Below are 25,474 nucleotides of genomic sequence, written 5' to 3'. Positions count from 1 at the left end.
CGGTTTTGCCTCTTTGATCGGGGCGATGCCCGTGATTCACTGGGGCATCGACCCGTCGGAGCCGCCCGTGATGAATCTCCATCAGTTCGCCGAAACCCACGAAGTCAGCAATCAGCCGCCCTCCCTGGACGGCCTCAATCTCTACCTGGCCGACCTGCCGCTGCAGCAATGGACCCAGCGCTTCGGCGCCGGTTGGGCTGCCCCCCGGCTTGAGGGCTACGGCGCACTGGCGGGCGGGCCGCTGATGACCGCCGGGTTCCTGGCCAATCGCAACAAACCTGTGTTCAGCAGTCATGACCGCTATGGCCACCGACTCGACCTGGTGGAATATCACCCCGCTTACCATCAACTGATGGCCACGGCGATCGAACATGGCCTGCCATCGCTGCCCTGGACCGATCCGCAGGCGGGCGCTCACGTGGCGCGGGCGGGGCTGGCGTACTTGCACTTTCAGGCCGAAGCAGGCAGCGGCTGTCCGTTGACCATGACCTTCGCCTGCGTGCCCGCGCTGCGCTTGCAGCCGGAGCTGGCCGAGCGCTGGCTGCCCAAGGTGCTCTCGACCCACTACGACCCACGCAACCTGGAAGTCGGCCTCAAAAGCGGCGCTACTATCGGCATGGCCATGACCGAGAAGCAGGGCGGCACCGACGTGCGCGCCAACACCACTCGGGCTTACCCGGTGGGCGCGCCGGGGCCCGGGCAGGCCTATGAACTGCTGGGCCACAAGTGGTTCTGTTCGGCTCCCATGTGCGATGCCTTCCTAACCCTCGCGCAGACCGACAAGGGCCTGAGCTGCTTCCTGCTGCCACGTCATCGCCCGGACAACACCCGCAACGAATTCTATATCCAGCGCCTCAAGGACAAGCTCGGCAACGTCTCCAATGCTTCCAGCGAAGTGGAGTTTCGCGGCGCCCTGGCGTGGATGATCGGTGAGGAAGGCCGCGGTGTGCCGACCATCATCGAGATGGTCGCCATGACCCGTTTCGATTGCATGATCGGTTCCAGCGCGCTGATGCGCCAGGCCTTGACCCAGGCGGCGCATCACTGTGCCCATCGACGTGTGGGCGGGCGGGTGCTGGCCGAGCAGCCCTTGATGCAGAACGTGCTGGCCGATCTGGCGCTCGAGAGCGAGGCGGCGCTGGCGTTGACCCTGCGCATGGGCCAGGCGCTGGACCAACTGGGGGATCCGCAGCAGGCGCGCTTCGCTCGGCTGGTGACGGCGGTGGGCAAGTACTGGATCTGCAAGCGCGCGCCGGCGATGATCAATGAAGCGGCGGAATGCATGGGCGGCGCGGGGTATGTGGAGGACAGTATCCTGCCGCGACTGTACCGCGAGGCACCGGTGAATTCGATCTGGGAGGGGTCGGGCAACGTCCAGTGCCTGGACGTGCTGCGAGCGCTTTCCAAGGAGCCTGGGGTGCTCGACAGCCTGTTCGCCGAGCTGGGCGATGGCCATGGCGACCGGCACCTGGCCACGCATATCGGGCGTCTGCGCGCGGCCTTTGCCGACCCCCAGGACGCGCAATACCGTGCACGGCAACTGACCGAAGACATCGCCCTGGCGCTGCAAGCCAAATTGCTCCTGGAGGCGGGCGACAGCCTGGTCAGCGATGCCTTTATCGCCAGCCGTCTGGAGGGCAGTGGGCGCACCTATGGCGCATTGCCGCGGGGCGTCGATGCCGCTGCGCTCGTCCAGCGGGCAATGCCGCTATAACCCGGTGGGAACGGCTTCTGTCCGCGAAGCTTTGTGGATGTTGGAAAGTCGAGAAGCTTCGCGGGCTGAGTCCGCGCCCACCGGAGTGGTGTCTGGAAAAACGCGACACATCAACCGGATACAGGCAAGATGCAGCTCTGCAAGATCAGAAAGGACGTGCACCGTGACCCAAACTGCCCCAGCTTTCGTTGTCGTTGAAACCGCCGAGCAAGCCGTCGACCAGCTCGCCCTGCTGCACGATCAGGCGACCCAGTCTCTGAGCCAGGCACTCAAGCGTTATCTCAAGGATCGCAGCGAACCCGACGCTGCCGAGCGCGCGCTGTTCCGCTATCCCGAATTGCGCATTACCTACGAATTCCACGGCGAAGTGCCCAGTACTACCCGCGCCTACGCCAAGCTGCAGGCCCCAGGCGTCTATTCGGTGACCGTGACCCAGCCGGCCGCCTACCGCAAGTACCTGGTCGAGCAATTGCGCCCGTTGATGCGCGACTTCGAGGTCAAGGTCGAAGTGGGCGTCAGCGAGCAGAACATCCCTTATCCGTATGTCGTCGACCAAGGCGATGAGCTGGCCGGCACCGGTGTCACCGCCGCAGCGCTGGCGCGGGTGTTCCCGAGCACCGACCTGTCCGCCGCCACCGATGGCATCGCTGATGGCCTCTACGACTGGGCCAACGTCGATCCGTTGCCGCTGGCACTGTTCGACGGCGCGCGGGTGGACTTCTCCTTGCGTCGCCTGGTGCACTACACCGGCAGCGACTGGCGGCACGTGCAGCCGTGGATCCTGCTGACCAACTACCATCGCTACGTCGACCAGTTCGTCAGCCACGGCCTCGAGCAATTGCAGAGCGATCCGCGCTTCGTGCGTATGGTCATGCCCGGCAACGTCATCATCGACAAGGGCATGGACCAGACCGAGGCTCAGGCCCTGGTCGACAGCGTGGTCTGGCACCGCTACCAGATGCCCGCGTACCACTTGATCGCGGCCGATGGCGACGGTGTCACGCTGGTCAATATCGGCGTCGGCCCATCCAACGCCAAAAACATCACCGACCACCTCGCGGTGCTGCGTCCGCACTGCTGGCTGATGATCGGTCATTGCGGCGGCCTGCGTCAGTCGCAGACCATCGGCGACTATGTGCTGGCTCACGCCTACATGCGTCAGGACGGTATTCTGGATCGGGTATTGCCACCCAATATCCCGATCCCGGCCCTGGCCGAAGTGCAGATGGCCCTGCAAGAGGCGGCGGCGCAGGTGACGGGTGAACGCGGCGACGAGCTGAAAAAGCGCTTGCGCACCGGCACCGTGCTGACCTACGACGACCGTAACTGGGAGCTGCGTTGGGCGCAGGAGCGGCCGCTGATCAACCTGTCGCGTGCCGTGGCGGTGGACATGGAGAGCGGTACCATCGCCGCCCAGGGTTACCGTTTGCGGGTGCCTTATGGCACGCTGTTGTGTGTGTCGGACAAACCGCTGCACAGCGAGATCAAGCTGCCGGGCTCGGCCAACGCCTTCTATAACCGCGCGGTCAGCCAGCACTTGAAGATCGGCATCGCCGCGCTTGATCTGCTGCGCAATCAGCTCAACTCGTTGCACTCGCGCAAACTGCGCAGCTTCGACGAGCCGCCGTTCCGCTGAAAGGAGTGGTCTGCGATATCTTCATCGTTATCGCGGGCCCCTTCGCGGGCGAGCCTTGCTTGCACAGTGGATCTGCGTATTCCTGTGGGAACGGGCTCTGCCCGCGAAGGGGCCGTCAAGGTCTCCCTCGATCTCCCGGCATTTGCTCAAAGGCACCCGGCCCACTAGCATAGGCGGCCCTGCTGCCCGTGAATCCTCGTCCATGTCCAAACCTCCCCGCCCGGCCGCCGCCCGGCCTGCGTCTCGTCGCCAGGGCGCGCCTGCGTCTGCCAATCGCCGTGTGGCCAAAGCACCGCCTGCCGAGCCGCGCTTGCTGGTGTTCAACAAGCCGTTCGATGTACTGACCCAGTTCAGCGATGGCGAAGGGCGGGCGACGCTCAAGGATTTCATCGACGTGGCGGGTGTGTACCCGGCCGGTCGCCTGGACCGCGACAGCGAAGGCTTGCTGCTGTTGACCAACGACGGACAACTGCAGGCGCGGATCGCCGACCCCAAACACAAGTTGGCCAAGACGTACTGGGTGCAGGTAGAAGGTTCGCCCACCGACGAGCAATTGCAGCGGCTACGCGAAGGTGTCGAGCTCAACGACGGCATGACCTTGCCCGCCCAGGCGCGCATGTTGGAGGAGCCGGCATTATGGCCGCGGGATCCGCCGGTACGCTTTCGATTGAGTGTGCCGACGCACTGGCTGGAGTTGGTGATCAAGGAAGGACGCAATCGCCAGGTGCGGCGGATGACCGCCGCCGTGGGGCTGCCGACCTTGCGCCTGGTGCGCGTGGCCATCGGTCCGTGGACGCTGGATGGCCTCGAACAAGGGCAGTGGCGCGAGGTGCCGGCTCGGCTTTAGTTCGCGCGCGCCACTTTGCGAGCAGCTTTGCTGCCCACAGTGTGGACCAAGCGCAAGTCGACATCTGTGGGAGCAAGGTGGCGCGTTCAGCGGCGAAGGCGTCAGCAGGCTCGCCGCCGGATCACCCGCGCAAATGCAACAACGGCAACTCCGTGCTCGCCAGCACCTGATTGAGCACAAAGCTGGAGCGCACGCTGGTCACGCCGTCGATACGGGTCAGGTGCCCGAGCAGCAGCTTCTGGTAGTGGTCCATGTCCGGCACCACCACCTTCAATTGGTAGTCAGCATCCATCCCCGTCACCAGGCTGCATTCCATCACCTGGGGCAGAGTGCGTATGGCCGCCTCGAAATGCTCGAAACGCTCCGGAGTGTGGCGGTCCATGCCGATCAGCACATAGGCCGTCAGGCTCAACCCGAGCTTTTTGCGGTCCAGCAGGGCTACCTGACGGGAGATATAGCCGTCATCCTCCAACTGCTTGACCCGCCGCGAGCAGGGTGAAGGCGACAGGCCGATACGCTCGGCCAGTTCCTGGTTGGAGATGCGCGCATCGCGCTGCAGTTCAGCAAGGATGCTCAAGTCGTAGCGGTCCAGCTTGCTCATTACACGGCCCTGAATGATAGCGATTGCGTGGGATTATCTATCCGCAGCGAAAAATTGCGCAAGCAGTGATTTTGTGAGCACATTTCGCAATCCTGTCCTCATCGTACGGCTCTATGCTTATACACAGAATCACTGCCCGGACACGAGTCCACAGCAGCAGGCCCAAGCAGGCCGGCTGCGGCCGCCAACCCCACCGGGTCGGGCTGGCCCCCGGGCTGCACACTGTCCAGAAGACGGCGTGATGTGAGCCGATGCCAAAAGCGTCGCGCCAGGACGAAGTTCATCGAGGGAGGCCGACGGGTCTCCCTTTTTTTATGCGCAGATTTCATTATCAAAAGCGCATACACGGCCGATAATAATTTTGCCATCTGGGCCAGGCCGCGCGAACCGCATGCCTGTTTTCCAGTCTTATCTGTACCGCCCTATCCCGTGAGGAATCCATGAATTCGCCCATCTGGCGCCTGGCTGGCGTCGGTTTGCTGTACCTGAGCGTGAGTGCTCAAACCTGGGCCGACGACAACGGTCCGCAAAATCGGCCAGAAGGGGGCGGGCAGAACCGCGCCCCACAACAAGAGCAACGTGGTCAGCAGCAAGGTCAGCAGGTCCAGCAACAGATGCAGCAGAGGGTGCAAGAGCAGCAACGCAACCAGCAGCAGGAGCAGCGTGGCCAGCAGCAACAGATGCAGCAGCAGGTGCAGCAACAGCAACGCGAACTGCGTGGCCAGCAACAAGAGCAGCAACGCGGTCAGCAGCAGCAACAGCAGCAGACCCAATGGCAGCAGCGCCAGCAGGAATTCAACCAGCGTCAGGCCCAGCGCGTGCAGGAACAGCAAAGCCATGGCCCGCAAGTGCCGGCGCCTCAACCAGGCCGCCAGGATGGCCCGGCGATCCAGGGCAAGCCAGGCGTGGTGTGGCAGACGCAGCAGCCGATTCGCGGTAACAACGAAGGGCCACGGGGCGATTACGGCCCTGGTCGCGGCAATGATGGCCGCGGACCTGGTGGACCAGGTCGGGGTAACGGCTGGGGACCAGGACCGCAGTATCGTCCGGGCTACACCATTGATCGCTTTCCCGGTCAACAATACCGCGTGCCGTACCGTGGCCAGGACTTCTTCTATTCCGGCGGCTACTGGTACCGTCCGCAAGGTCCGCGCTATGTAGTGGTAGCGCCGCCCTATGGCATTCGTACGCGCGAGTTGCCGGACTATGCGACCCGCATGTGGATTGGCGGCGCGGTGTTCTTCCTCGCGGCAGGCACCTACTACCAGTACATGGATGACAGCCAGGATTACGTGGTAGTCAATCCGCCACAAGGTGTGCCGGAGTCTCAACCGCAGCCAGCGCAGACGGGCGGCATCGACGTGTCGTTCTACCCGGCCAACGGCCAGAGCCCGTCGCAGATGGAGCAGGATCGTTACGATTGCCAGCGCTATGCCGCGCAGCAGAGCGGCTTCGACCCGGCCACCGCGACCTACGCGCCAGCTGATTCGGTGGCTTACGTGTACCGTCAGAACATGGGCAATTGCCTGGCCAGCCGCGGCTACCAGGTCAACTGACGATCACACCACCAGTGGCGCGCCCGGAGCGTCGGTCGTCGGGGTTTCCTTGGGGTCGGCGTGTACCAGCACCTCGGCCAACGGGAACTCGGCGTGGATGGCTGCCTCGGCCTTGTCGCACAAGGCGTGCGCAGCCGACAGGGTCAATTGCCCCGGCAGTTCCAGGTGCAATTGCACGAACCAGTGATTGCCCGACATCCGCGTGCGCAAATCATGGGCGCCCAACACTCCAGGTACGCTGCACGCCAGCGTCAGCATCTGCTCGCTGACGTCTAACGGCAGCTCCTTGTCCATCAGGATGGCGCTGCTCTCGCGCGCGATGTGCACCGCGCTCCAGAGTATGTAGAGAGAGATCCCCAGGCCAAACCACGCGTCCAGCTGAGCCCAACCGAAGCGCGACAGCACCAGGGCCACCAGAATACTGGTGTTGAGCATCATGTCGGAGCGGTAGTGCAGCGAGTCCGCGCGGATCGCCGTCGAACCGGTTTCCTTGATGACCTTGTGCTGAATCAGCAGCAGCCCCGCCGTCATGATCAGCGACAGCACCATCACCGCGATACCGAGATCGGCCTGGCCCATAGGTTCGGGATGGCGCAGCCGCTCGACGGCCTGGACCGCGATCACCACGCCGCTGAAGGCAACGAACATCGCCTGCGCCATGCCCGCCATCGCCTCGGCCTTGCCGTGACCATAGCGGTGATCTTCATCGGCGGGGCGCAGCGCGTAATGCACTGCCAGCAGATTGAGAAAGGAGGCCGCGCCGTCGAGGACGGAGTCGGTGAGGCCCGCCAACAGGCTCACCGACCCACTGAGCCACCAGGCGATCGCCTTGGCGACGATCAGCGTGCCCGCCACTGTGAGAGAAGCGCGAGTGGCGAGACGCAGCAGGCTGACGTGGCGATCGGTCGGTGTCATCTAGAACTCGGGTCAGGCGGCGGGGATGAGGCCGTACGCAGCCAGTTGCTGCGCGCTGCCGCGGTGTTCGATGAGGCGCGGGTCGTCGAGCGGCAGGTTGCGGCCCAACTCGGTTTGCAGGATGGCCTGCAGCTTGCTGCGGTCGACCTTGCCATCGGCGCCGATCGCCTGCTGAAGTTTTTCCGGCGCGACCTGTGCGGTCTTGCCGCCTTCCTGGTAGATAGCGCCCGTGGCGAAGTCGACACCGAAGGCGATCAGGCCGGGGATCACATAAAACAGAATACCGATGGCATCGAGGCCGGCGACCAGAGGGTCGATCTTGCCTTCGATCTGGCCACGGCGGTCAGGCCAGAAGAGGGTACCGCACGCCGTAATCTGGGTGAGCAGCACAGCAACCAGAACACCACCAACGACACGGAAAGGGATGCGCATGAATATCTCCTGAGGGAAGTCGCCACAATACAGGCAAAAGGCCCGTGCTGTACCTCAGACCTGCGAAAGCGGGCCGGGTTCGCCGTTATACCGTTAGCGCCCGGTGTCCGCTACCCTGGTTTTATTGCCTGTTGCTACATCAGTCCCATCACAAAATCCGCAAATCAACACTCAACCAGATTCACCGCCAACCCACCCCGCGACGTCTCCTTGTACTTGTCATGCATATCCGCGCCGGTATCGCGCATCGTGCGAATGGCATGATCAAGCGAAATAAAGTGATCGCCATCACCGCGCAATGCCATCTGCGCCGCATTGATAGCCTTCACCGCAGCAATCGCATTGCGCTCGATGCACGGCACCTGGACCAGCCCGCCGACCGGATCGCAGGTCAGGCCGAGGTTGTGTTCCAGGCCGATTTCCGCTGCATTCTCGACCTGCTTGGGCGTGGCTCCCAGCACCTCGGCCAGGCCGGCGGCGGCCATGGCGCAGGCCGAGCCGACTTCGCCCTGGCAGCCCACTTCAGCGCCGGAAATCGACGCGTTTTTCTTGCACAGAATACCCACCGCAGCCGCCGCCAGGAAAAACCGCACGACATCGTCGGCGCAGGCTTCAGGGTTGAATTTCATGTAGTAGTGTAGCACCGCCGGGATGATCCCCGCCGCACCGTTGGTAGGCGCGGTGACCATGCGCCCGCCCGCAGCGTTCTCCTCGTTCACCGCGAGGGCGAACAGGTTGACCCACTCCATGGCGCTGAGCGTCGAGCCGATGACGTTCGGCTTGCCGATTTCCTGCAGACTCTGGTGCAGGCGCCAGGCGCGGCGCCTCACGTTCAAGCCTCCCGGCAAGATACCCTGGGCATTCAGGCCCTGGTCGACGCAACGGCGCATGGCCTGCCAGATGAAATCGATTTTGCTGCGAATTTCGTCCTCGCTGCGCCAGGTCTTTTCGTTCTCCATCATCAATGTGGCGATGCTCATGCCGGTTTGCGCGCACAGGTTCAGCAACTGCGCTGCCGAGTTGAAGTCGTAGGGCAGTTCGGTGGTGTCACTGTCGAGCTTGCCACTCGCGGCCTGGGCTGCGTCGATGACGAAACCGCCGCCGACTGAATAGTAGGTCTGCTCGATGCACTGGCCGTTCTGCAAATAGGCCAGCAGGGTCATGCCGTTAGGGTGATAGGGCAGGCTCTCCTCCAGCAGACGCATGTCGCGCTGCCAGTCGAAGACCACGGCATGCTCGGCGCCCAGCGACAGGCACTGGCGGGCGATCACCTCGTCGACACGCCCCGCTACGGCAACGGGGTCGACCTGGTCAGGCCATTCGCCCATCAATCCCATCAGCGTCGCTCGGTCGCTGCCATGGCCGATACCCGTGGCCGACAGCGATCCATACAGCCGCGCTTCGATACGTTCGACCAGGCCGAGCTTGCCGCGCTCGCGCAGTTCAGCGGTAAACAGCGCCGCCGCCCGCATCGGCCCGACCGTATGCGAACTGGACGGGCCGATACCGATTTTGAACATGTCGAAGACACTGATAGCCATGATGAACCCATAATGATCGCGTGATGGATGCTTCCACCCCTGGGGCTATCTTTGGTGGAATCCGATGCGCAAACAAACGATAGTTCCTATGTCACCGTTTAGTGGGGCTCAACAATGAGCAAGATTCTCAACGCGCAGATGCATGCCTGGTTGCAGGTCTTCGCCTGCGCGGCGCGGCATTTGTCCTTTACCCGCTGCGCTGATGAATTGCATGTGACCCCCGGGGCGATCAGCCAGCAGATGAAACAACTGGAAGATCGCCTCGGCTTTGCGCTGTTTCACCGCGTCGGCCGCGGCCTCGAGCTCACCGCTCAGGGCCAGCGCCTGGCCATCGTTGCCAATGAAGTGCATAGCCGCATCGATGACGAGTTGCGCCTGCTGCATTCCGGCGCCATTGGTGGCATCTTCAAGCTGCGCTGTATTCCCTCGTTCCTGAGCAAGTGGCTGATGCCGCGCTTGCCGGCGCTGGAGCAACGCTTCCCGGACGTGGAGTTGCGCATCATCGCCGAGGACAGCAGTGGTTCGTTGCGTGACGATGATTTCGACTTGGCCATCGACCTCAACGACGGCAGTTACGCCGGGCTGATGACCACGCCGTTGCTGGAGGAAGAGCTGTTCCCGGTGTGCTCCCCCAGCCTGCTAGAGGACCGGCCGCCTTTGGATGGGCCCGGCCAGTTGGTACATTACCCGCTGCTGCACGACATCACCGCCTGGCGCGGCAGCTACGAATATGCCGAATGGGAGTTCTACCTGTCCGCCATCGGCGCTCAGGGTATCAACGTGCGCCGGGGCCACACCTTCAACCGCAACCACTTGACCATCGAGGCCGCCCGCCTTGGTATGGGCGTGGCTATCGCCCGTCGCGCGTTGATCACCAACGAGCTGGAACAGGGCTCGCTGATCGTGCCGTTCGGCCAGCCGATAAAGGCGCGTAAAAAGTATGTGTTGGCCTACCGAGAAGGCGCATTGAACACCCCCTCGCGGCGGGCAATTCATGATTGGCTGGTGACGCAGGCGGTGGGGTCGGGGAATACGTTGTGAGTCAGGGCTGTGATGCCGCTGCTGGCCCCTTCGCCGCCGAACCTGCCGACCCCTATTTCCTACAATAACAACCCCTGGAGCGCTCAATGAAAATCGTCATCGCCCCTGACTCCTTCAAAGACAGCCTCAGCGCCGAAGGCGTCGCCAACGCCATCGCGCAAGGCGTGCGCGACGCATTCCCGGATGCCGAGCTGATCCTGTGCCCCATGGCCGACGGCGGCGAAGGCACTGTCGATGCCATCCTCGCCGTGTTACCCGGCGAGCGTCGCCGTGCCTCGGTCCGCGGCCCGCTAGGCACAGAGGTCATCGCCCACTGGGGTTGGCTGCCAGAATCGCGCACGGCCATCATCGAAATGGCCGAAGCCAGCGGCCTGCAACTGCTCACCCTGGAGCAACGCGACGCGTCCCACAGCTGCACTTACGGCACCGGGCAATTGATCCTCGAAGCGGTAGAGGCCGGGGCGGAGAAAATCATCCTCACCATCGGCGGCAGCGCCACCAACGATGGTGGCGCCGGCATGCTGCGGGCGCTGGGCGTGCGCTTCTACGATTTCTCCGGCAGTGAACTGCCCCCCGGCGGCGTGGCATTGGCGCAACTGTCGCAGGTCGACCTGACGCACTTCGATCCACGCTTGCAAGCGCTGCACTTTTCCGTCGCCGCCGACGTCGATAATCAGCTGTGCGGGCCCCACGGCGCGTCGTTCATTTTCGGCCGCCAGAAGGGCGCCAATCCCCAGCAGATCGAGGCCTTGGACCACGCCTTGGTGCACTTCGCCGACTGCTGCGCCCAGGTGCTCGATCACGATCTGCGTGATGAGCCCGGGGCGGGCGCCGCTGGGGGTATGGGCTTCGCGGCCAAGGCATTTCTGGGTGCCGAATTTCGCCCGGGTGTCGAGGTGGTCGCGGACTTGGTCGATCTGGAAGACAAGGCCCGAGGCGCCGATCTGGTCATCACCGGCGAAGGCCGCTGCGACGCCCAGACGCTGCGCGGCAAGACCCCTATGGGCGTGGCCCGTTTGGCCCAGCGCCACGGCGTGCCGGTGGTGATCCTGGCGGGGACCTTGGGCGAGGGCTATCAGGCGTTGTACGAGCATGGCATCGATGCCGCGTTCGCCATCGTCTCCGGGCCGATGACCTTGGCGGATGCCTGTGCTGATGCGCCACGGTTATTGCGCGAGCGGGCGCGGGATGTGGTGCGGTTGTGGCGGTTAAAAAAATAGGTAGCGATGTGCCTGTGGAAGCGGGCTCTGCGTTCGCTCGGGTGTTTCTGAATCGCGCTAGCTAGATCGGATTCGCAATCGCCGAGTGGAACAAGCTTCTTCTTCGCACCAGATACGCCATGGAGCAGACACAGCAGCTTCATGATAAGGCTTCGAGCGGCGAGGGACGGTGAGTTGTATCGCCAAAAGAAGCCGGTGAAATTGCCGGTAATGTCCTTCGGATTACAGGACATTTCCGGCAGTGTGGATTATTGGCCGGCATCGCCGCCATGAGCCTTGGCCAAGGTTTTGGCTTGCTCAAGGTGCGCCTTCAGCTTTGGCAGGGTTTCGGTGGCGAAGGCCTTCAGCTGAGCATCATCCCCATTCTTGATTTCGTCCTCGAAGATTTCGATGGTCGCTTCATGCGCCTTGACCTGGTTGTTAGCGTAGGCTTGGTCGAATGATTTGGCCGAGCGTAGATCCAGGATCATCGCTTTAGCCTTGTCCAATAGCTCGGCGTCTGTAGACACCTCGAGCTTCTTCTGGTCGGCAATGGATTTCAGCTTTTCATTGGCAGCTGTGTGGTCTTTGACCATCATGGCGCCGAAAGCTTTCACATCGGCAGCGGTACCTTTTTCCTGGGCAAGTTTCCCTGCTTCTACTTCTGCTACTCCCTTGGCTGAAGCGTCTTCCACAAAGTCATCAGCGTCGGTCGCGGCAAAAGCGGCGTGGGAAGCCAGGGATACAGAGATGGCTAGGGCGGCAGCATAGAATTTGTTTTTCATGATTCAGTCCTTTTAATTGTTTTTAAACGTCTGAGTTTCCAGACTCACCTCATCTGACCCATTCGTGACGGACGTGGTTTCATCGCATCTTCATGGCACGATCAACGCCGTTTTCGCAGCAGTGCTCCTGCACAGCCGCCTATGAGCGCCACCGCAGCAAGCCCAATCAATATCCGGTGGCCAGGCTTGGCCTTGCGCCATCCGCCTTCCACGCTTCGTATAAAGTCTGTAGGCGCAAACAAGTTGCCTGATGATCGGGAGGCCGGGGCGCTGCGCTGTATTCCACGTCGGGTGAGCCATCCGGATAGGTAGCCGAAACCAGGCACGAGAAAGTGCGCTAGGCGGGCTGCCCGTGCGGCGCTTCCAACCGTGGTGCTGGCCCGCGGTTTGACAGCGCAGGCAACCATCGCTTTTGCCACCAGATGAGGGTCGTACACCGGCGGTGGCGGCTTGAGCGCGTGACCGGTGAAATTACCGCCGTCTCGAAAGCCCGGTGTGTCCATTACCGCGGGGTAGATATCGCAGATATGGATGTCGGGCGAGTCGGTGAGCTCACCTCGCAACGCCTCGGTCAAGCCCCGTAAACCGAATTTGCTCGCCGAGTACGCGGCTGCATACGGCTGCGGTACCCAGCTACCTACAGACAACGTGTTGATGAGAATCCCGGATTGCTGTGCCTTGAAATAGGGCCACGCAACATAGGCCCCCCTTAAATAGCCAATCAAGTCGGTTTGAATTACCTGTTCGTGAGCGGCGAGTGGCGTTTCTTCAAAGCTACCGACGGCACCTACCCCAGCGTTATTGATCCAGATATCGATCCGGCCATGACCAAATGCTGCGGCACTGTCGGCCAAGGCCCGCATCTGTTCACTGCTGGTGACATCAGTGAGGACGGCGACGGCATCGGTGCCGCATTCCGTGCATTCATCCAGAACGTCAAACAAGGCCTCTTCATCACGCGCGGCCAGCACCAGGCGTGCACCCTTGCATCCAAATGCCTTCGCGGCGGCTCTGCCAATGCCACTGGAGGCACCGGTAATGACCACTACCTTTCCATACTAGGGCCCAGGGATGCTGCCGACGGGCCTGCCGGGGAGAGCAGGGCCGCTTTCATTCGCAGGTTCAGACGGGATGACGACGTCGATCTTGGTAAGAGAGAGGGCCGCCCCGTCGACTAGAGTAAGCGTGAGGCCATCGATAGTCCCCGCCACCCTATCCGGGAACACAGGTTCCCCAGCAACATCGAGATCGTCATAAAGGAACTGCTGCTCCTCCAGCCAACCCACAGCCGTCAGCAGGTCAGGGTCGAGGTAATACTTGCCATCAAGGAAAAAACCGGTGAACTGATGGGTGCGCTCCAGGCTTTCCACGCGGTAGCGCTCGCCTGGTTTCATACCTGTGGCTGGGTTGAACATGGTTGGCCTCCTTTCGTAGATGCATAAGTGAGGGTGGCAACTTCAGGCTATCGGGGGTTTGACTCATCCATTTCAGCGTTATCGGGATCCATGTCGGGCACACCTTCCTCATACGGGGTGGGGGATTCTTCCTCTGGCGTATCGCCGTCGTTATCAGGCAAATCATCTATGCCAGGTTCATCACTGGGGTTCAAATCAGTGCGGCCCGGGCTCAATGGATCGGTGCTTTCGGGCGGGTAACTGCTGCCGCCTGCTAGATCGTTCAAGTTTGGATCTGACATTGTTGTCTCCGTTAACCTGCGCCAGACAGCGCCGGAAGGCTTTTATGGAATCGACTTCAGCCTTTACTGTGGCTGTCGGATGTCGGTGGGATAGCTACGCCTCTTGGCCCTGCAATTCCCCAAATGCCCAATCCAACTAGCGGCAAGATGAAGATCAATATTGTCCAGCCAAGCTTGGTGCTGGAGCTCTTTGTGCTGCGCCAAACACTAGCCAAGACAAAGATGTCCAGCAGGAGAATAATCACGGCCAAAGCCGTCCAGAAAATTGAAATTTCCATGGTCTATCCCTTTTGTAATGGGTCACTTACAGAAGAGGGATACCGCCTCTGGCAAGTTCCACCGGGCTTCCAGTCGGTGGACTGCCGCTCGCTAGCAGGGCGAGTGCGTATGGGCACCAGTAAAAAAGAGATTTATCCGCTGGATTTCGTTCAAGCGGACTCGTGAGTGCTGTCGCTGTGCGCAAGGTGCCGGGCGACGAATGGCGGGCTAAATCGACCGCCGCTGGTCATATCTATCTGTAACGAACGTTCGATAGATAGGTCAGATTTTTGACCTTAACCAGCACGACGTCGGAACGCCCAGGTGATTTGCCCATGATCGCAATCATTGTCCCCGCGCATAACGAACAAGATTTTATCTCCGGATGCATCGAATCACTGATTGCTGCTGCGGCTCATCCGGCGCTTGACGGTGAGCCTGTTCGGATCGTCATTGTCATGGACGCCTGCACGGACGGCACTGCCCAAGTCGTTAGCAGCTATCCAGTTCAGGCGTTGAGCGTGGATTTCCACAACGTAGGAAAATCGAGGGCTGCAGGTGCGGATGCCATGTTGAGCCAAGGTGCGCGCTGGCTTGCCTTTACCGACGCCGACACGCTTGTACCCCCTTCCTGGTTAGCGGATCAATTGGACTGCGCTACTGATGCCGTTTGCGGTACGGTCAAAGTCGATGACTGGTCTTTACATCCTGACCCCGTTCGCACCCGGTACGATTCCTTGTACACCCCTGTCGAGGGGCACCGGCATATCCATGGGGCCAATCTGGGTGTCAGCGCGCAATCCTACCTGCGAGTCGGGGGTTTCAAACCGTTGCCAGCTCACGAAGATGTGATTCTGGTTGCCGATTTGGAGGCATCAGGTGCAACGATCAAGTGGACAACGAAGAACTGCGTAACTACTAGCGCTCGAATTGACTGTCGTTGTCGAGAAGGATTTGGAGACTACCTCCGGTCGCTGGTAGTCACTCCCAGCCTAGACATTGGATGATGGCAACGATACGGGGCATCGGTCTGCTGAGGCATTTGCAAGAAATGGACTCTGCCATGATCTTGCGGCAGCGACTCCAGTTAGATATCGCTTACCCCCACCATAGAAAATTTCCATTGAACGAATACGGGCACGCCCTTCGTCTCCTCGCCGAAAAATTTATGGATCGGCAGTCAGAGCGATAGCTCTCATTACCTGACGTCGCTGCTGCATTTCCTCCCGCGTCATCGAGCGAAGCGGCACCTTCTCCAAATAGATCGCGGACATGCATGCCTTGGAGGCCATGAAGACACGCACAATGTCGATCCAATGAGCAGTCCCGTCACCGGTGCAGACCTTGGGTCCGGTCTGGTTCAAGGCAAAGACGCCTAAGAAATACCCTGCGACTTCTAATGGTCGCGGGATCTCAGAGGGATTAATGATGAATAAAGGTAAAGTTGAAAAGGCACCGGACGAGTTTCCGGATTGGATGAGCCGCGCTGTAGCCGGTTTTAATGTGGACTCTCGATTGGCATGTAGAGGTTTGCAGGTTTCGATAGCTGTGAAGGTATTTGGCGTCGGGACTCTATTACCCAACGACCTCTCCGACCGCCCAGATGTGAGCCACGACTTTCGAACCGATTGATCCGTCGGCTCAAGCAGGACCACCCATACAAATCCAACGCAATATCTATAGATAAGGTGAAAACATGGCACGTACTACTGCGTCCTCAGACCGCCGCCATCTTTTCTGGATTACCTGATACCAGCAGTACTATAGCGGCTGCTGGGTTAGAGCCGCTGCCAGTCACTGTTACCAGCCCGTCGAACGCGCTGGCGTTTGCCGGTATCCCACGACTGGCGCGTGAACCGGGAGGTAACACCATGGTATGCCCACCAGCATGATGGATCGCGGCTATGCCCCTTGATCCGTCCTGAGGATCGCTTTGCGTCACGTACCCAAGGCAGGGGCCGTATGCAGTAGTTCCCCACTTACGGATCTGTGCGGGGGCAGGTAGCTGCCATCCCTGCCGCGACCAGCGACCGTGTTCGCTGTCACGTTATACTCCCCGCCCTACCCGGGAGCCCTGTATGCAATCCTTACCCATCGACGCGGCCTTGCCAGCGCTGCGCCATGCCTTGTCCACTCGCCACGAAGCGGTCCTCGAAGCGCCACCCGGCGCTGGCAAGACCACCCGCGTGCCGCTGGCGATGCTCGGCGAGGCGTGGCTCGGCGACCAGACCATCCTCATGCTCGAACCCCGGCGCCTGGCCGCCCGCGCCGCCGCCGAACGCCTGGCCAGTGAGTTGGGCGAGAAGGTCGGCGAGACGGTGGGTTATCGCATCCGCCTTGAAAGCCGTATCGGCCCGCGCACCCGCATAGAAGTGGTCACCGAAGGGATTCTCACTCGGCGCTTGCAGGATGATCCGGCGCTGGAAGGCGTCGGCCTGTTGATTTTCGACGAATACCACGAACGCAGCCTCGACGCCGACTTGGCCCTGGCCTTGAGCCTGAACGGCCGCGAGCTGCTGCGCGATGATCCACCGCTAAAGATCTTGCTGATGTCCGCGACCCTGGAAGGCGAGCGGCTATCGGCCTTGCTCGATAATGCCCCGGTGATCCGCAGCGAGGGGCGGATGTTTCCGGTGGTTACGCGCTGGGGCAAGCCGTTCGCGGCGGGTGAATATATCGAGCCGCGCGTGTACAGCACCGTGCTCGATGCTCTGAACGACGAGTCCGGCAGCCTGCTGGTGTTCCTGCCGGGCCAGGCCGAGATCCGCCGCGTCGCGCAGCAATTGAGTGAGGCACTGACCGGGCGCGACGACGTGCTGATCTGCCCGCTGCACGGCGAGCTGGACCTGAACGCGCAGCGGGCGGCCATCGATCCAGCGCCGCTCGGCAAGCGCAAGGTGGTACTGGCCACCAACATCGCTGAAACCAGTTTGACCATCGATGGGGTGCGGGTGGTGATCGATGCCGGGCTGGCGCGGGTGCCGCGTTTCGACCCTAACAGCGGCATGACCCGGCTTGATACTCAGCGCATTTCTCGCGCCAGTGCGACCCAGCGGGCCGGCCGGGCAGGGCGGCTGGAGCCGGGCGTGTGTTATCGCTTGTGGTCGGAGGCGCAGCACGAGCAGTTGGCCGCCTATGGCAGTCCCGAAATCCTGCAGGCGGACCTCGCCGGGCTGGCGTTGCAACTGGCGCGCTGGGGCGTGACGCCGGACCAATTGGCGTGGTTGGATGCGCCACCGGCCGCCGCTTATGCACAGGCGGGGGATTTGTTGCAGCGCCTGGGGGCAGTGGCGGAGCAAGGCGACACCACGCTAACGCCTCACGGCCAGGCCATGGCGCAATTGCCCGCGCATCCGCGTATCGCTCATCTGTTGTTGCGTGGGCAGGCGCTGGGGCTGGCTGAGTTAGCCTGTGATGTGGCGGCGATGCTTGGCGAACGTGACATTTTGCGGGGTGCGGGTGCCGATCTGCATAGCCGTCTGGCGTTGTTGAGCGGCGAGCAGCGCGCGGCTCGCGGGGCGCAAGGTGGGGTGCAGCGGATCAAGCAGTTGGCGCGGCAGTATCGCGGGTATTTGCCGAAGCGGCTCGCCTCCCTGGCCGTCCCTGATCCTGAGCACACTCGCTGGTTAGGTGCCCTATTGGCCTTGGCCTATCCAGATCGCGTCGCCCATCAACGCCGCCCCGGTGGCGCCGAATACCGTCTGGCCAACGGCCGCGCCGCATTGTTTGGCGAGGCCGATGCCCTGATGAAAAACGAATGGATCGTTATCGCCGACCTCGGCAGCCGTCAGGGCCAGCGCGAAGAGCGCATCTACCTGGCCACCGATTTCGATCCGCAACTGTTCGATGATGTCTTGGCCGAACAGGTGCGCAGCGTCGAGCAACTGGACTGGGACGAGCGCGAAGGCGTGATGGTCGCCGAGCGCCAGCGCAAGGTCGGCGCGCTGATCCTCAGCCGCGAACCCTTGACCGGCCTGGATGCCGACGCCCGGGCGCGCGCGTTGCTCGGGCTGGTTCGGCGCAAGGGCCTGGCGTTGCTGCCGTGGACGCCGGAGCTGCGCCAGTGGCAGGCGCGTGTTGGCTTGCTGCGCAGTCTGGATGTGGCCGCCGGCAAGCCGAGCGACTGGCCGGATATCAGCGACGAAGCCTTGTTGGCGAATCTGGAAGACTGGCTGCAGCCCTATCTGGGCAAGGTTTCGCGCCTGAGTCATTTTGCGCAGTTGGACCTGTCCTCGATCATCCGCAACCTGCTGCCCTGGCCGTTGCCGCAACGCCTCGACGAGCATGCTCCGCAGCATCTGTCGGTGCCGTCGGGCTCGTCTGTGCGTCTGGACTACAGCGAAACGCCGCCGGTGTTGGCGGTGCGTTTGCAGGAACTGTTCGGGCTGGCGCAGACCCCAAGCGTGGCTCAGGGCCGGCAGCCGGTGCTGTTGCATCTGCTGTCCCCGGCGCGTCGGCCGGTGCAGGTGACGCAGGATCTGGCGAGTTTCTGGGCCAATACCTATGAGCAGGTGAAGAAGGATTTGAAGGGCCGGTATCCGAAGCATTATTGGCCGGACGATCCGTTGGTGGCTGAGGCGACCGCGCGGATAAAACCGCGGAAATAACCGTTTGGGCCAGAGTTGCTAGTGGCGAGGGGGCTGTTCCCGATACGGTGCGTCAGTCGCAAATGTGTTGTCTGACGCAACGTATCGGGAGCAAGCCCCTTGCCACAGGGTTAAACCCACAAGCCTGGTGAATCAACCAGCAACCCGAATCACCACCTTGCCAAAATGCGTCCCACTGCGCAGATGCTCGAACGCCGCCCGCGCCTCGGCAAAACCGAACACTTGATCTATCACTGGCGCTATCTGCCCCTGCGCTGTCGCCTGCACACAGGCCTCCAGCAACGACCGATCGCCCACATTGGTCGAGCGCAAACTCGCTCCCGCCCCCATCAGATCGAAGTAATCCAGCGGCGCGCCGGTTTCGCCGAGAAAGCCCACCAGCACTACCTCGCCATGAAAGGCCACCGCCCGCAGCGATTGCTTGAGGGTGGCTGGCCCGCCGACCTCGACCACCCGATCCACGCCTTGGCCACCGGTCAATTCACGCACCATCAAGCCCCAGTCAGGCGTATCGCGATAATTGATCACCTCATCGGCGCCGAGAGCCCTGAGGCGCTGCGCTTTATCCGCGCAAGACGTCGTAGCGATCACCCGCGCGCCCATGGCCTTGGCATATTGCAGCGCAAACACCGACACCCCGCCGGTCCCCAGCGTCAGTACCGTTTGCCCCGGGCCGACCGGCAGCTGGCCATTGACTGAATTCCACGCAGTGACCGCTGCGCAGGGCAGCGTCGCGCCTTGCTCATGGCTCAGCCCATCCGGCAGGCGCACCACGGCCTCGCGGGACACTACCTTGAATGCGGTCAACCAGCCGTCGCGGTTGTAGCCGTAGCTGCCAATCGCCCGCTCCGCCACTTTGCGCCCGCCGAACCAGCGGGGGTGGAACAGGCTGACCACGCGATCGCCGGGGCGAAAATCATCGACATCTTCACCCACCTCGACCACTTCGGCCGAAGCATCGCTGACGGGAATGCCGTTGGCCATCGCGGGCTTGAGAATGCGCCCGTTGATCAAGGCCAAGTCGCGATAATTGAGCGAGACCGCATGGACGCGCAGTAGCAATTCGCCGCGCTGGGGCACGGGCATTGGTTCATCGTGCAGGCGCAGGCCGTCGAGGGAAGGGCTGTCGAATCGATAGCTGTGCATGTCTTTCTCCAAGTGGGTGGGGCGTACCATCCATGCTATTGCTTTGGAAAAATTGATAAATGGGCTATAGCTTGCAGGACTCCCAAGGAAAATTTGCCAATGAACCTGCTCAAGTCCATGCAGCTGTTCGTGCTCGCCGTCGACAAAGGCAGCTTGACCGCCGCCGCCGATGAGGCCGGCCTGACGCCGACCATGGTGGGTAATCATCTGCGCGCGCTGGAAGAACACGTTGGCATGCAGTTGCTCAATCGCACCACGCGTCAGCAGCATCTCACCGCATTTGGCGCCCATTACTACGACCGCTGTGCGGAAATCCTCGGGCTGGTGCAGGCTTCGGAGACCTTGGCGTCCAGCGCCCGGGCCGAGCCGCAAGGGCGCTTGCGTGTGACCATTCCCCATGCGTTCGGGGCCGAGCGCTTGATGCCCGCGCTGCAGGAATACCTGGCGCAATATCCCAAGGTCGAGCTGGAGATCAGCTTTACCGACCGCCTGGTGGATTTGCTTGAGGAGGGCTTCGAGGCGGCGATACGCATTGGCGAGCTGCCGGATTCCGGCCTCATTGCCCAAATGCTCCAGCCCCATGATCTAGTGGTGTGTGCGGCCCCGGCCTATCTGCAGGCGCGCCCAGCGCCGAGCCATCCCGCGCAGTTGGTGGATCATGATTGTCTGACCTACCAGTACGCGACTCGCTCGGCGCTTTCGCTGTGGCGGCTGGTCGGGCCGGATGGCGAGCACGGGGTCAGGATCAAGGGCCGGGTGCAGATGGACAACGGCCCCGCGCTGCGTGAGGCCGCGTTGGCGGGCATGGGGATCACGCTGCTGCCGCAGGTGGTAGTCGAGCGGGATATCGAATCGGGGCGATTGCAACGGGTGTTGCCGGAGTACTGCGCGCCGGCGCGGCCGCTGCATGTGCTGTATCTGCCGGATCGTCAGGGCTCGCCGAAGCTGCGCAGCTTTATCCGCTTCATGGTCGAACGGTTCGGTTCGCCCCTGTAGCGAGGGTCTGCAGATGCGGCGCCGCAATCGTTCGCGTAACCGCAGCGTCCATGATTCACCGCGTATCGGGGGGCAAGCCCCCACGCTACAGGATTACCGAGGTGGCAACTGAAAGGTTGCCAACACCGGCAAATGATCGGATATCTCCAACGTATCATCCTGCCTCACCATCGCCTCCTGGCGCGTAATCCGTGGGCTATGGAACAGATAATCCACCGTCCGATCCGGGCTATCCCCCGTCTGACCGTTGGGATAATGCGTCAGCCATTGCGCGCGATCGACACTGCCGACCTCGGCATTGCTGGGGATCATCGGGTACTTGTCCCACAGCAGGTGCAGATCGGCGTCCGCTGAATAGCGTTGCTGTTGGTCAAGTGCCAGACGCTGGCGCTGGCCCAGTGGCAGCAGTTCGAAATCACCGCCGATCAGCCAGGTTTCGCCATGTGCTTCCAGTTGATCGAGCTGCTGGCTGACGGCCTGCAGTTGACGCAGTTGCGTATCCCGCCCGGCGGCATAGCGATCAAGGCGCGTGTTGAGCACCGCCAGTTGACCACCGCCCTGGATCGGCAGGTAGACGTTGAGCAGCGCGCGTTGGGGCGCGAACGGCAGCTTGAAGGGATTGCCTTCGGTGCGTTGCGGCAGTTGCAGGCGCTCGGCGTGCTCGATGCGGTAGCGGCTCAGGGTCGCCAGCGTGCGGCCGACGCTGCCGAAGACGTGCGTGCTGGGGTCGAAGTCGGCCTTCCACTCATAGGCCTGGGCGGAACAGGGGTAGAGGTCGGCGAGGCGTTCACGGATCAAGGCCAGTTGATCCTGGTAATCGCTGGACTTGGCGCCCTTGTCCACGGCCTGCAGCAGGACCACGTCCGGTTGCTCGTCGCGGATGACGCGCGACACTTCATCAAGGTTATAGGCGAGGTCGGCGCTGGTGGCGCGATCATCCGGGCCGCGGTCGTCGGCCAGCTCGTACCAGAACACATAGCGCTTGCCGGCCAGGAACTGCACGTTCCAGGTCATCACCTTGAGGCCTTGGCCTGCGGCCAGTTCGGGGGCGCCAGCATGACACTGCACGGCGATGTTCTGCCGTGCCGGCGGTCGCCAGCTCACTGCGTGTATGGCCAAAAACACCAGCAGTATGGCCAGGGCAATCAGGATCAAGGTGTAGCGCAGCAGTCGGCTCATGGGCGAGGCAGGTCGGTCAAGATCATCTCCCGAGCATAACCGACGCTGGGGGCCGCTGCACACCCGTGCTTCAGGCGGTGCTGTTGTCCAGGTCGGGTTCGGTGACCAGCATGAACAGGCGGAACATCACCACGCTGGTGAACAGCTGCAAAAAACTGTTGAGGCTGTCGATGATCAGGTCCACCAGCGGGTTCTGGCCGGCGGGGTAGAGCATGCCGCTGGCGTCATCCAGCAGCCACAGGGGGATCAGCGCTGCAAGGATGCAGGCCATGATCTGCCAGAAACGCCCGCGGCTCAGTTCCAGACTCTGCTTGATGGCAGCCAGCGGCGTCAGCCCGCGCAGCACCAGCAAGTACTCGGAAAACGCCAGTTTGGCCATCACCCACAACCCCGGCAGGATGAACAACGACATGCCGAGCATGATCAGCAGCGTGCTGATGGCGGCCAGCAAGGCGTAGGGCGGCCAGATCCGCAGGGCAACGGCCAGCAGGTCGCGATGGCGCGGCGTATCGCCATTGCTGCGCGCATCGAGAAACAGGATCAGCGCCCCGGTGTACAGCGGGTAGAACAGCAGCCCGACCATGACCTCGAACACGGGCGAGCCGTCCGGGCCGACCAGATGCCCCACCAGTTGCCGGCCCAGCGATTCAAGCACCAGCAGCGGCAGGCACAGTTGGGCAATGGCCCACAGATTGCGTTGGGAGAAGTAAAGCGAGTCGCGCAGAACGCTGAGTGGATTCATGGGTCAAAAAATTCAGAGTCAAAGCAATTGCACACTGTAGACGATGCGCCAGAGCCCTCCAACCGCTGTCACCTGTGCAGTAAATAATCTTTCATGGGGCCGGGCTATTGAATCGGTGCCCATGCTGCCCCATTAATCCTCTGTACCCGGTTCACCGTGAACCCGGTCGGATCAATTCCGGCAATCTGACGAGGTCGCCATGAACAGCGATGAACAAACCCTGATCGATGGACTGTTTTCCCGGTTGCAACAAGCCGAAAAGGACTCAGGCCCGCGCGACGCACAGGCGCAGGAGCGGATCAAGGAACACGTGACCGCTCAGCCGAACGTGGCCTATTACATGGCCCAGTCGATTCTGGTGCAGGAAGCGGCCATAAAGCGTCTCGATGAGCAGAACAAAAAGCTGCAGGCCGATCTGGCCCAGGCTCAAGCGCAGCTGCAGGCTCAGGCCGCCCCGGCGACGAGCAGCGGCGGTGGTGGTTTCCTGTCGAGCATCTTCGGCAGCGGCTCTCGTGATTCGGCGCCTGCTGCTCCGGCGCCCTCGACCGGCGGATGGCGTGAGCCGGCGCCGCGTTATGCCGCGCCGCCGCCTCAAGCTCCGCAGCAGCAATATGCCCAGCCAGCGCCTGCGGCCGCGCCGGCGGGTGGCGGTTTCATGCGTGGCGCGCTGCAGACGGCGGCGGGCGTGGCCGGTGGGGTGATGCTCGCTGAAGGTATCAGCAGCCTGTTCCATCACAACTCCCAGCCTCAGGAAATTGTCGAGGTGTTGCAGGAGTCGCCTGCCCAGTCCAACGACTGGGGCGGCGGTGGCGGTGAAGAACAGCAACGCCTGAGCAATAACGACAGCTGGGGCAACAACGACCAGGGTGGTATTGTCGACAGTGGTTACGATGATGGCGGCAGCGGCTTCTTCTCGGATGACGATGATAGTTTCGTTTGATTGATTGCCTTGTTGCACAGGACCGGCCTCTAGATGAGGCCGGTTTTTTGTGTGGGTATTAGTGTCAGGCATGCAGCCGTCTTCGCGGGCAAGCCTTGCTCCCACAGGCGTACACCGCACCATTGTGGGAGATGAGGCCGGTTTTTTGTGTGGGTATTGGTGTCGGGCATGCAGCCGTCTTCGCGGGCAAGCCTTGCTCCCACAGGCGTACACCGCACCATTGTGGGAGATGAGGCCGGTTTTTTGTGTGGGTATTGGTGTCGGGCATGCAGCCGTCTTCGCGGGCAAGCCTTGCTCCCACAGGCGTACACCGCACCATTGTGGGAGCAAGGCTTGCCCGCGATGAGGCCATAACAGGCGCCCGATAAAACTGCCGATACCCAGCAGCGAATTCACAGCAACCCTCCCCAGACTGGCATACTGGCGCCTCTTTCGGGCATTGGTTGCAATGCTCGCCCCAGCGGTCAATGTTCACGAGGACGAGCGGTGAAGAGAATCGCGGTGTTCGCCGACGTACAGAACCTCTATTACACGGTGCGTCAGGCATACGGTTGCCATTTCAACTATGCCGCCCTGTGGGCCGATATCAGCCAGCACGGCGAGATCGTCGAGGCGTACGCCTATGCCATCGATCGTGGCGACAGCAAACAGCAACAGTTCCAGCAGATCCTGCGCAATCTGGGCTTCGTGGTGAAACTCAAGCCGTATATCCAGCGCAGCGACGGTTCCGCCAAAGGGGACTGGGATGTGGGCATTACCATCGATATCATGGACGCCGCGCCTCATGTCGACGAGGTGGTGCTGGCCTCGGGCGATGGTGATTTCGACCTGCTGCTCGAACGTATCATCGGCAAGCATGGGGTCAATGCGGTGGCCTACGGCGTGCCGGGGCTGACCGCCAATTCGCTGATTCGCGCCGCCAGCCGTTATGTGCCGATAGACGGCGGGCTGCTGCTGCGAAATTGAAAGCCTTGAAATTGATCCTGCTGGAGCTGTTGTGGACCGTATAGCCGTCATCGACTTTGAAACCACCGGGCTGTCGCCGGGTGCCTGCCGCGCCACCGAAATCGCCGTGGTGATGCTGGAGCGCGGGCAGATCGTCGAGCGCTATCAGAGCCTGATGAACGCTGGCGTGCCGATCCCGGCGTTCATTACCGGCCTGACCGGGATATCCACGGCCATGGTGCGCAAAGCCCCAGCTGCGGCGCAGGTGATGAACGAAGTTGCCGAGTTCGTCGGCGATGTTCCGTTGGTCGCGCACAACGCTTCGTTCGACCAGAAGTTCTGGGACTACGAGCTGGGCCTGGTGCGTCGTCGTCGCGCGCAATCGTTCGCCTGCTCGCTGTTGCTGGCGCGACGCTTGTTGCCGGCCGCTCCCGATCACAAGCTTGGCACGCTCACTCGCTGGGCCAACCTGCCGCACACCGGCCAGGCTCACCGGGCCATGGCTGACGCCGAGATGGCCGCCAACTTGCTGCAGCACCTGGCCACCGAACTGCGCCAGACCCACGGTTTGAGCAACGTCGGCCATGAATTGTTCTGCTCTTTGCAGAAAGTCCCCAAGGCGAAGATCGCCGAGGTGCTGCAAAGGCATCGCGGGTAAGTCAGCGTTGTTGCGGTTGCACATGCACCCTGGACACACG

23 protein-coding genes and 2 pseudogenes are annotated in these 25,474 nt (G+C 62.1%); 14 read left to right on the top strand and 11 right to left on the bottom strand.

Annotated elements, in window-relative coordinates; translation table 11 throughout:
- The first annotated feature begins 70 nt into the window (after positions 1 to 70).
- From REH34_RS12255 to REH34_RS12245, 3 genes are all read left to right on the top strand, one after another.
- Complete coding sequence (locus tag REH34_RS12255) at positions 71 to 1,714, top strand: acyl-CoA dehydrogenase family protein (RefSeq protein ID WP_311972085.1); 1,644 nt, start codon at positions 71 to 73, stop codon at positions 1,712 to 1,714.
- 163 nt (positions 1,715 to 1,877) lie between these two features.
- Entirely contained in the window at positions 1,878 to 3,350 is a 1,473-nt protein-coding gene (gene amn, locus REH34_RS12250; RefSeq protein WP_226506328.1) for an AMP nucleosidase, read from the top strand.
- 280 nt (positions 3,351 to 3,630) lie between these two features.
- Positions 3,631 to 4,197 (top strand): pseudouridine synthase, encoded by a 567-nt coding sequence (locus REH34_RS12245; protein WP_311972084.1) that lies wholly within the window; start codon positions 3,631 to 3,633, stop codon positions 4,195 to 4,197.
- Positions 4,198 to 4,318: 121 nt separating this feature from the next.
- Here REH34_RS12245 and REH34_RS12240 read toward each other — a convergent pair whose 3' ends face one another.
- Complete coding sequence (locus REH34_RS12240; RefSeq protein WP_226506329.1) at positions 4,319 to 4,798, bottom strand: Lrp/AsnC family transcriptional regulator; 480 nt, start codon at positions 4,796 to 4,798, stop codon at positions 4,319 to 4,321.
- A gap of 440 nt (positions 4,799 to 5,238) precedes the next feature.
- On the opposite strand from REH34_RS12240, the gene REH34_RS12235 reads away from it, so the two are divergent.
- A complete protein-coding gene (locus tag REH34_RS12235) occupies positions 5,239 to 6,354 on the top strand; it encodes a DUF6515 family protein (RefSeq protein ID WP_226506330.1) in 1,116 nt (371 codons plus the stop codon).
- Between the two features lie 3 nt (positions 6,355 to 6,357).
- Here REH34_RS12235 and REH34_RS12230 read toward each other — a convergent pair whose 3' ends face one another.
- The 3 genes from REH34_RS12230 to REH34_RS12220 form a co-directional block, all read right to left on the bottom strand.
- The gene (locus REH34_RS12230; protein ID WP_311971780.1) at positions 6,358 to 7,269 is read right to left on the bottom strand and encodes a cation diffusion facilitator family transporter; all 912 of its coding nucleotides are present in this window, start codon (positions 7,267 to 7,269) and stop codon (positions 6,358 to 6,360) included.
- A gap of 12 nt (positions 7,270 to 7,281) precedes the next feature.
- Positions 7,282 to 7,701, bottom strand: coding sequence for a polyribonucleotide nucleotidyltransferase (locus REH34_RS12225; RefSeq protein WP_226506332.1), 420 nt, complete (start codon positions 7,699 to 7,701; stop codon positions 7,282 to 7,284).
- A 164-nt stretch (positions 7,702 to 7,865) separates the two neighbouring features.
- Positions 7,866 to 9,242, bottom strand: a complete 1,377-nt coding sequence (locus tag REH34_RS12220; RefSeq protein ID WP_311971779.1) for an L-serine ammonia-lyase — start codon at positions 9,240 to 9,242, stop codon at positions 7,866 to 7,868.
- Between the two features lie 114 nt (positions 9,243 to 9,356).
- Between REH34_RS12220 and REH34_RS12215 the strand changes: the two genes are divergently transcribed.
- On the top strand, positions 9,357 to 10,283 hold the full coding sequence (locus REH34_RS12215) for a LysR substrate-binding domain-containing protein (protein ID WP_226506334.1): 927 nt from the start codon (positions 9,357 to 9,359) through the stop codon (positions 10,281 to 10,283).
- 86 nt (positions 10,284 to 10,369) lie between these two features.
- The gene (locus REH34_RS12210; protein ID WP_311971778.1) at positions 10,370 to 11,503 is read left to right on the top strand and encodes a glycerate kinase; all 1,134 of its coding nucleotides are present in this window, start codon (positions 10,370 to 10,372) and stop codon (positions 11,501 to 11,503) included.
- A gap of 248 nt (positions 11,504 to 11,751) precedes the next feature.
- On the opposite strand, the gene REH34_RS12205 is transcribed toward REH34_RS12210, so the two are convergent.
- From REH34_RS12205 to REH34_RS12190, 4 genes and pseudogenes are all read right to left on the bottom strand, one after another.
- On the bottom strand, positions 11,752 to 12,267 hold the full coding sequence (locus tag REH34_RS12205; RefSeq protein ID WP_311971777.1) for a DUF4142 domain-containing protein: 516 nt from the start codon (positions 12,265 to 12,267) through the stop codon (positions 11,752 to 11,754).
- Positions 12,268 to 12,368: 101 nt separating this feature from the next.
- Positions 12,369 to 13,682: pseudogene (locus REH34_RS12200) on the bottom strand (SDR family oxidoreductase).
- Between the two features lie 47 nt (positions 13,683 to 13,729).
- Entirely contained in the window at positions 13,730 to 13,963 is a 234-nt protein-coding gene (locus REH34_RS12195) for a hypothetical protein (protein WP_311971776.1), read from the bottom strand.
- Positions 13,964 to 14,019: 56 nt separating this feature from the next.
- Positions 14,020 to 14,187: a PLDc N-terminal domain-containing protein gene (locus REH34_RS12190; protein WP_311972083.1), complete on the bottom strand. Its 168-nt coding sequence runs from the start codon at positions 14,185 to 14,187 to the stop codon at positions 14,020 to 14,022.
- Here REH34_RS12190 and REH34_RS12185 point away from each other — a divergent pair.
- The 4 genes and pseudogenes from REH34_RS12185 (at position 14,111) to hrpB (ending at position 18,828) form a co-directional block, all read left to right on the top strand.
- Positions 14,111 to 14,407: a hypothetical protein gene (locus REH34_RS12185; RefSeq protein ID WP_311972203.1), complete on the top strand. Its 297-nt coding sequence runs from the start codon at positions 14,111 to 14,113 to the stop codon at positions 14,405 to 14,407. The two genes, REH34_RS12190 and REH34_RS12185, sit on opposite strands and share 77 nt — an antisense overlap.
- Before the next feature lie 149 nt (positions 14,408 to 14,556).
- Positions 14,557 to 15,228, top strand: a complete 672-nt coding sequence (locus REH34_RS12180) for a glycosyltransferase (protein WP_311971775.1) — start codon at positions 14,557 to 14,559, stop codon at positions 15,226 to 15,228.
- A 262-nt stretch (positions 15,229 to 15,490) separates the two neighbouring features.
- Positions 15,491 to 15,600, top strand: a pseudogene (locus REH34_RS30195) (manganese catalase family protein); the annotation flags it as partial.
- A gap of 699 nt (positions 15,601 to 16,299) precedes the next feature.
- Positions 16,300 to 18,828 carry an ATP-dependent helicase HrpB gene (gene hrpB / locus REH34_RS12175; protein ID WP_311971774.1) on the top strand — a complete coding sequence of 843 codons (2,529 nt, stop codon included), beginning with the start codon at positions 16,300 to 16,302 and terminating at the stop codon, positions 18,826 to 18,828.
- Between the two features lie 132 nt (positions 18,829 to 18,960).
- Here the strand turns inward: hrpB and REH34_RS12170 are convergent, their stop codons facing one another.
- Positions 18,961 to 19,974 carry an NAD(P)-dependent alcohol dehydrogenase gene (locus tag REH34_RS12170; RefSeq protein WP_311971773.1) on the bottom strand — a complete coding sequence of 338 codons (1,014 nt, stop codon included), beginning with the start codon at positions 19,972 to 19,974 and terminating at the stop codon, positions 18,961 to 18,963.
- Positions 19,975 to 20,073: 99 nt separating this feature from the next.
- Between REH34_RS12170 and REH34_RS12165 the strand changes: the two genes are divergently transcribed.
- The gene (locus tag REH34_RS12165) at positions 20,074 to 20,970 is read left to right on the top strand and encodes a LysR family transcriptional regulator (protein ID WP_311971772.1); all 897 of its coding nucleotides are present in this window, start codon (positions 20,074 to 20,076) and stop codon (positions 20,968 to 20,970) included.
- Positions 20,971 to 21,063: 93 nt separating this feature from the next.
- Here the strand turns inward: REH34_RS12165 and REH34_RS12160 are convergent, their stop codons facing one another.
- Positions 21,064 to 22,149, bottom strand: coding sequence for an endonuclease/exonuclease/phosphatase family protein (locus REH34_RS12160; RefSeq protein WP_311971771.1), 1,086 nt, complete (start codon positions 22,147 to 22,149; stop codon positions 21,064 to 21,066).
- Positions 22,150 to 22,219: 70 nt separating this feature from the next.
- Positions 22,220 to 22,891: a YciC family protein gene (locus REH34_RS12155; RefSeq protein WP_311971770.1), complete on the bottom strand. Its 672-nt coding sequence runs from the start codon at positions 22,889 to 22,891 to the stop codon at positions 22,220 to 22,222.
- A gap of 199 nt (positions 22,892 to 23,090) precedes the next feature.
- On the opposite strand from REH34_RS12155, the gene REH34_RS12150 reads away from it, so the two are divergent.
- The 3 genes from REH34_RS12150 (at position 23,091) to REH34_RS12140 (ending at position 25,434) form a co-directional block, all read left to right on the top strand.
- On the top strand, positions 23,091 to 23,831 hold the full coding sequence (locus REH34_RS12150) for a DUF2076 domain-containing protein (protein ID WP_311971769.1): 741 nt from the start codon (positions 23,091 to 23,093) through the stop codon (positions 23,829 to 23,831).
- A 486-nt stretch (positions 23,832 to 24,317) separates the two neighbouring features.
- The gene (locus tag REH34_RS12145; RefSeq protein ID WP_226506344.1) at positions 24,318 to 24,797 is read left to right on the top strand and encodes an NYN domain-containing protein; all 480 of its coding nucleotides are present in this window, start codon (positions 24,318 to 24,320) and stop codon (positions 24,795 to 24,797) included.
- A gap of 31 nt (positions 24,798 to 24,828) precedes the next feature.
- Positions 24,829 to 25,434, top strand: coding sequence for a PolC-type DNA polymerase III (locus tag REH34_RS12140; protein WP_226506345.1), 606 nt, complete (start codon positions 24,829 to 24,831; stop codon positions 25,432 to 25,434).
- Positions 25,435 to 25,474: the final 40 nt, after the last annotated feature.

The organism is Pseudomonas baltica (genome assembly GCF_031880315.1).
Taxonomy (GTDB): Bacteria; Pseudomonadota; Gammaproteobacteria; order Pseudomonadales; family Pseudomonadaceae; genus Aquipseudomonas.
Note: the sequence above shows the minus strand (reverse complement) of the source record. Positions and strands in the feature narration are given on the sequence as shown.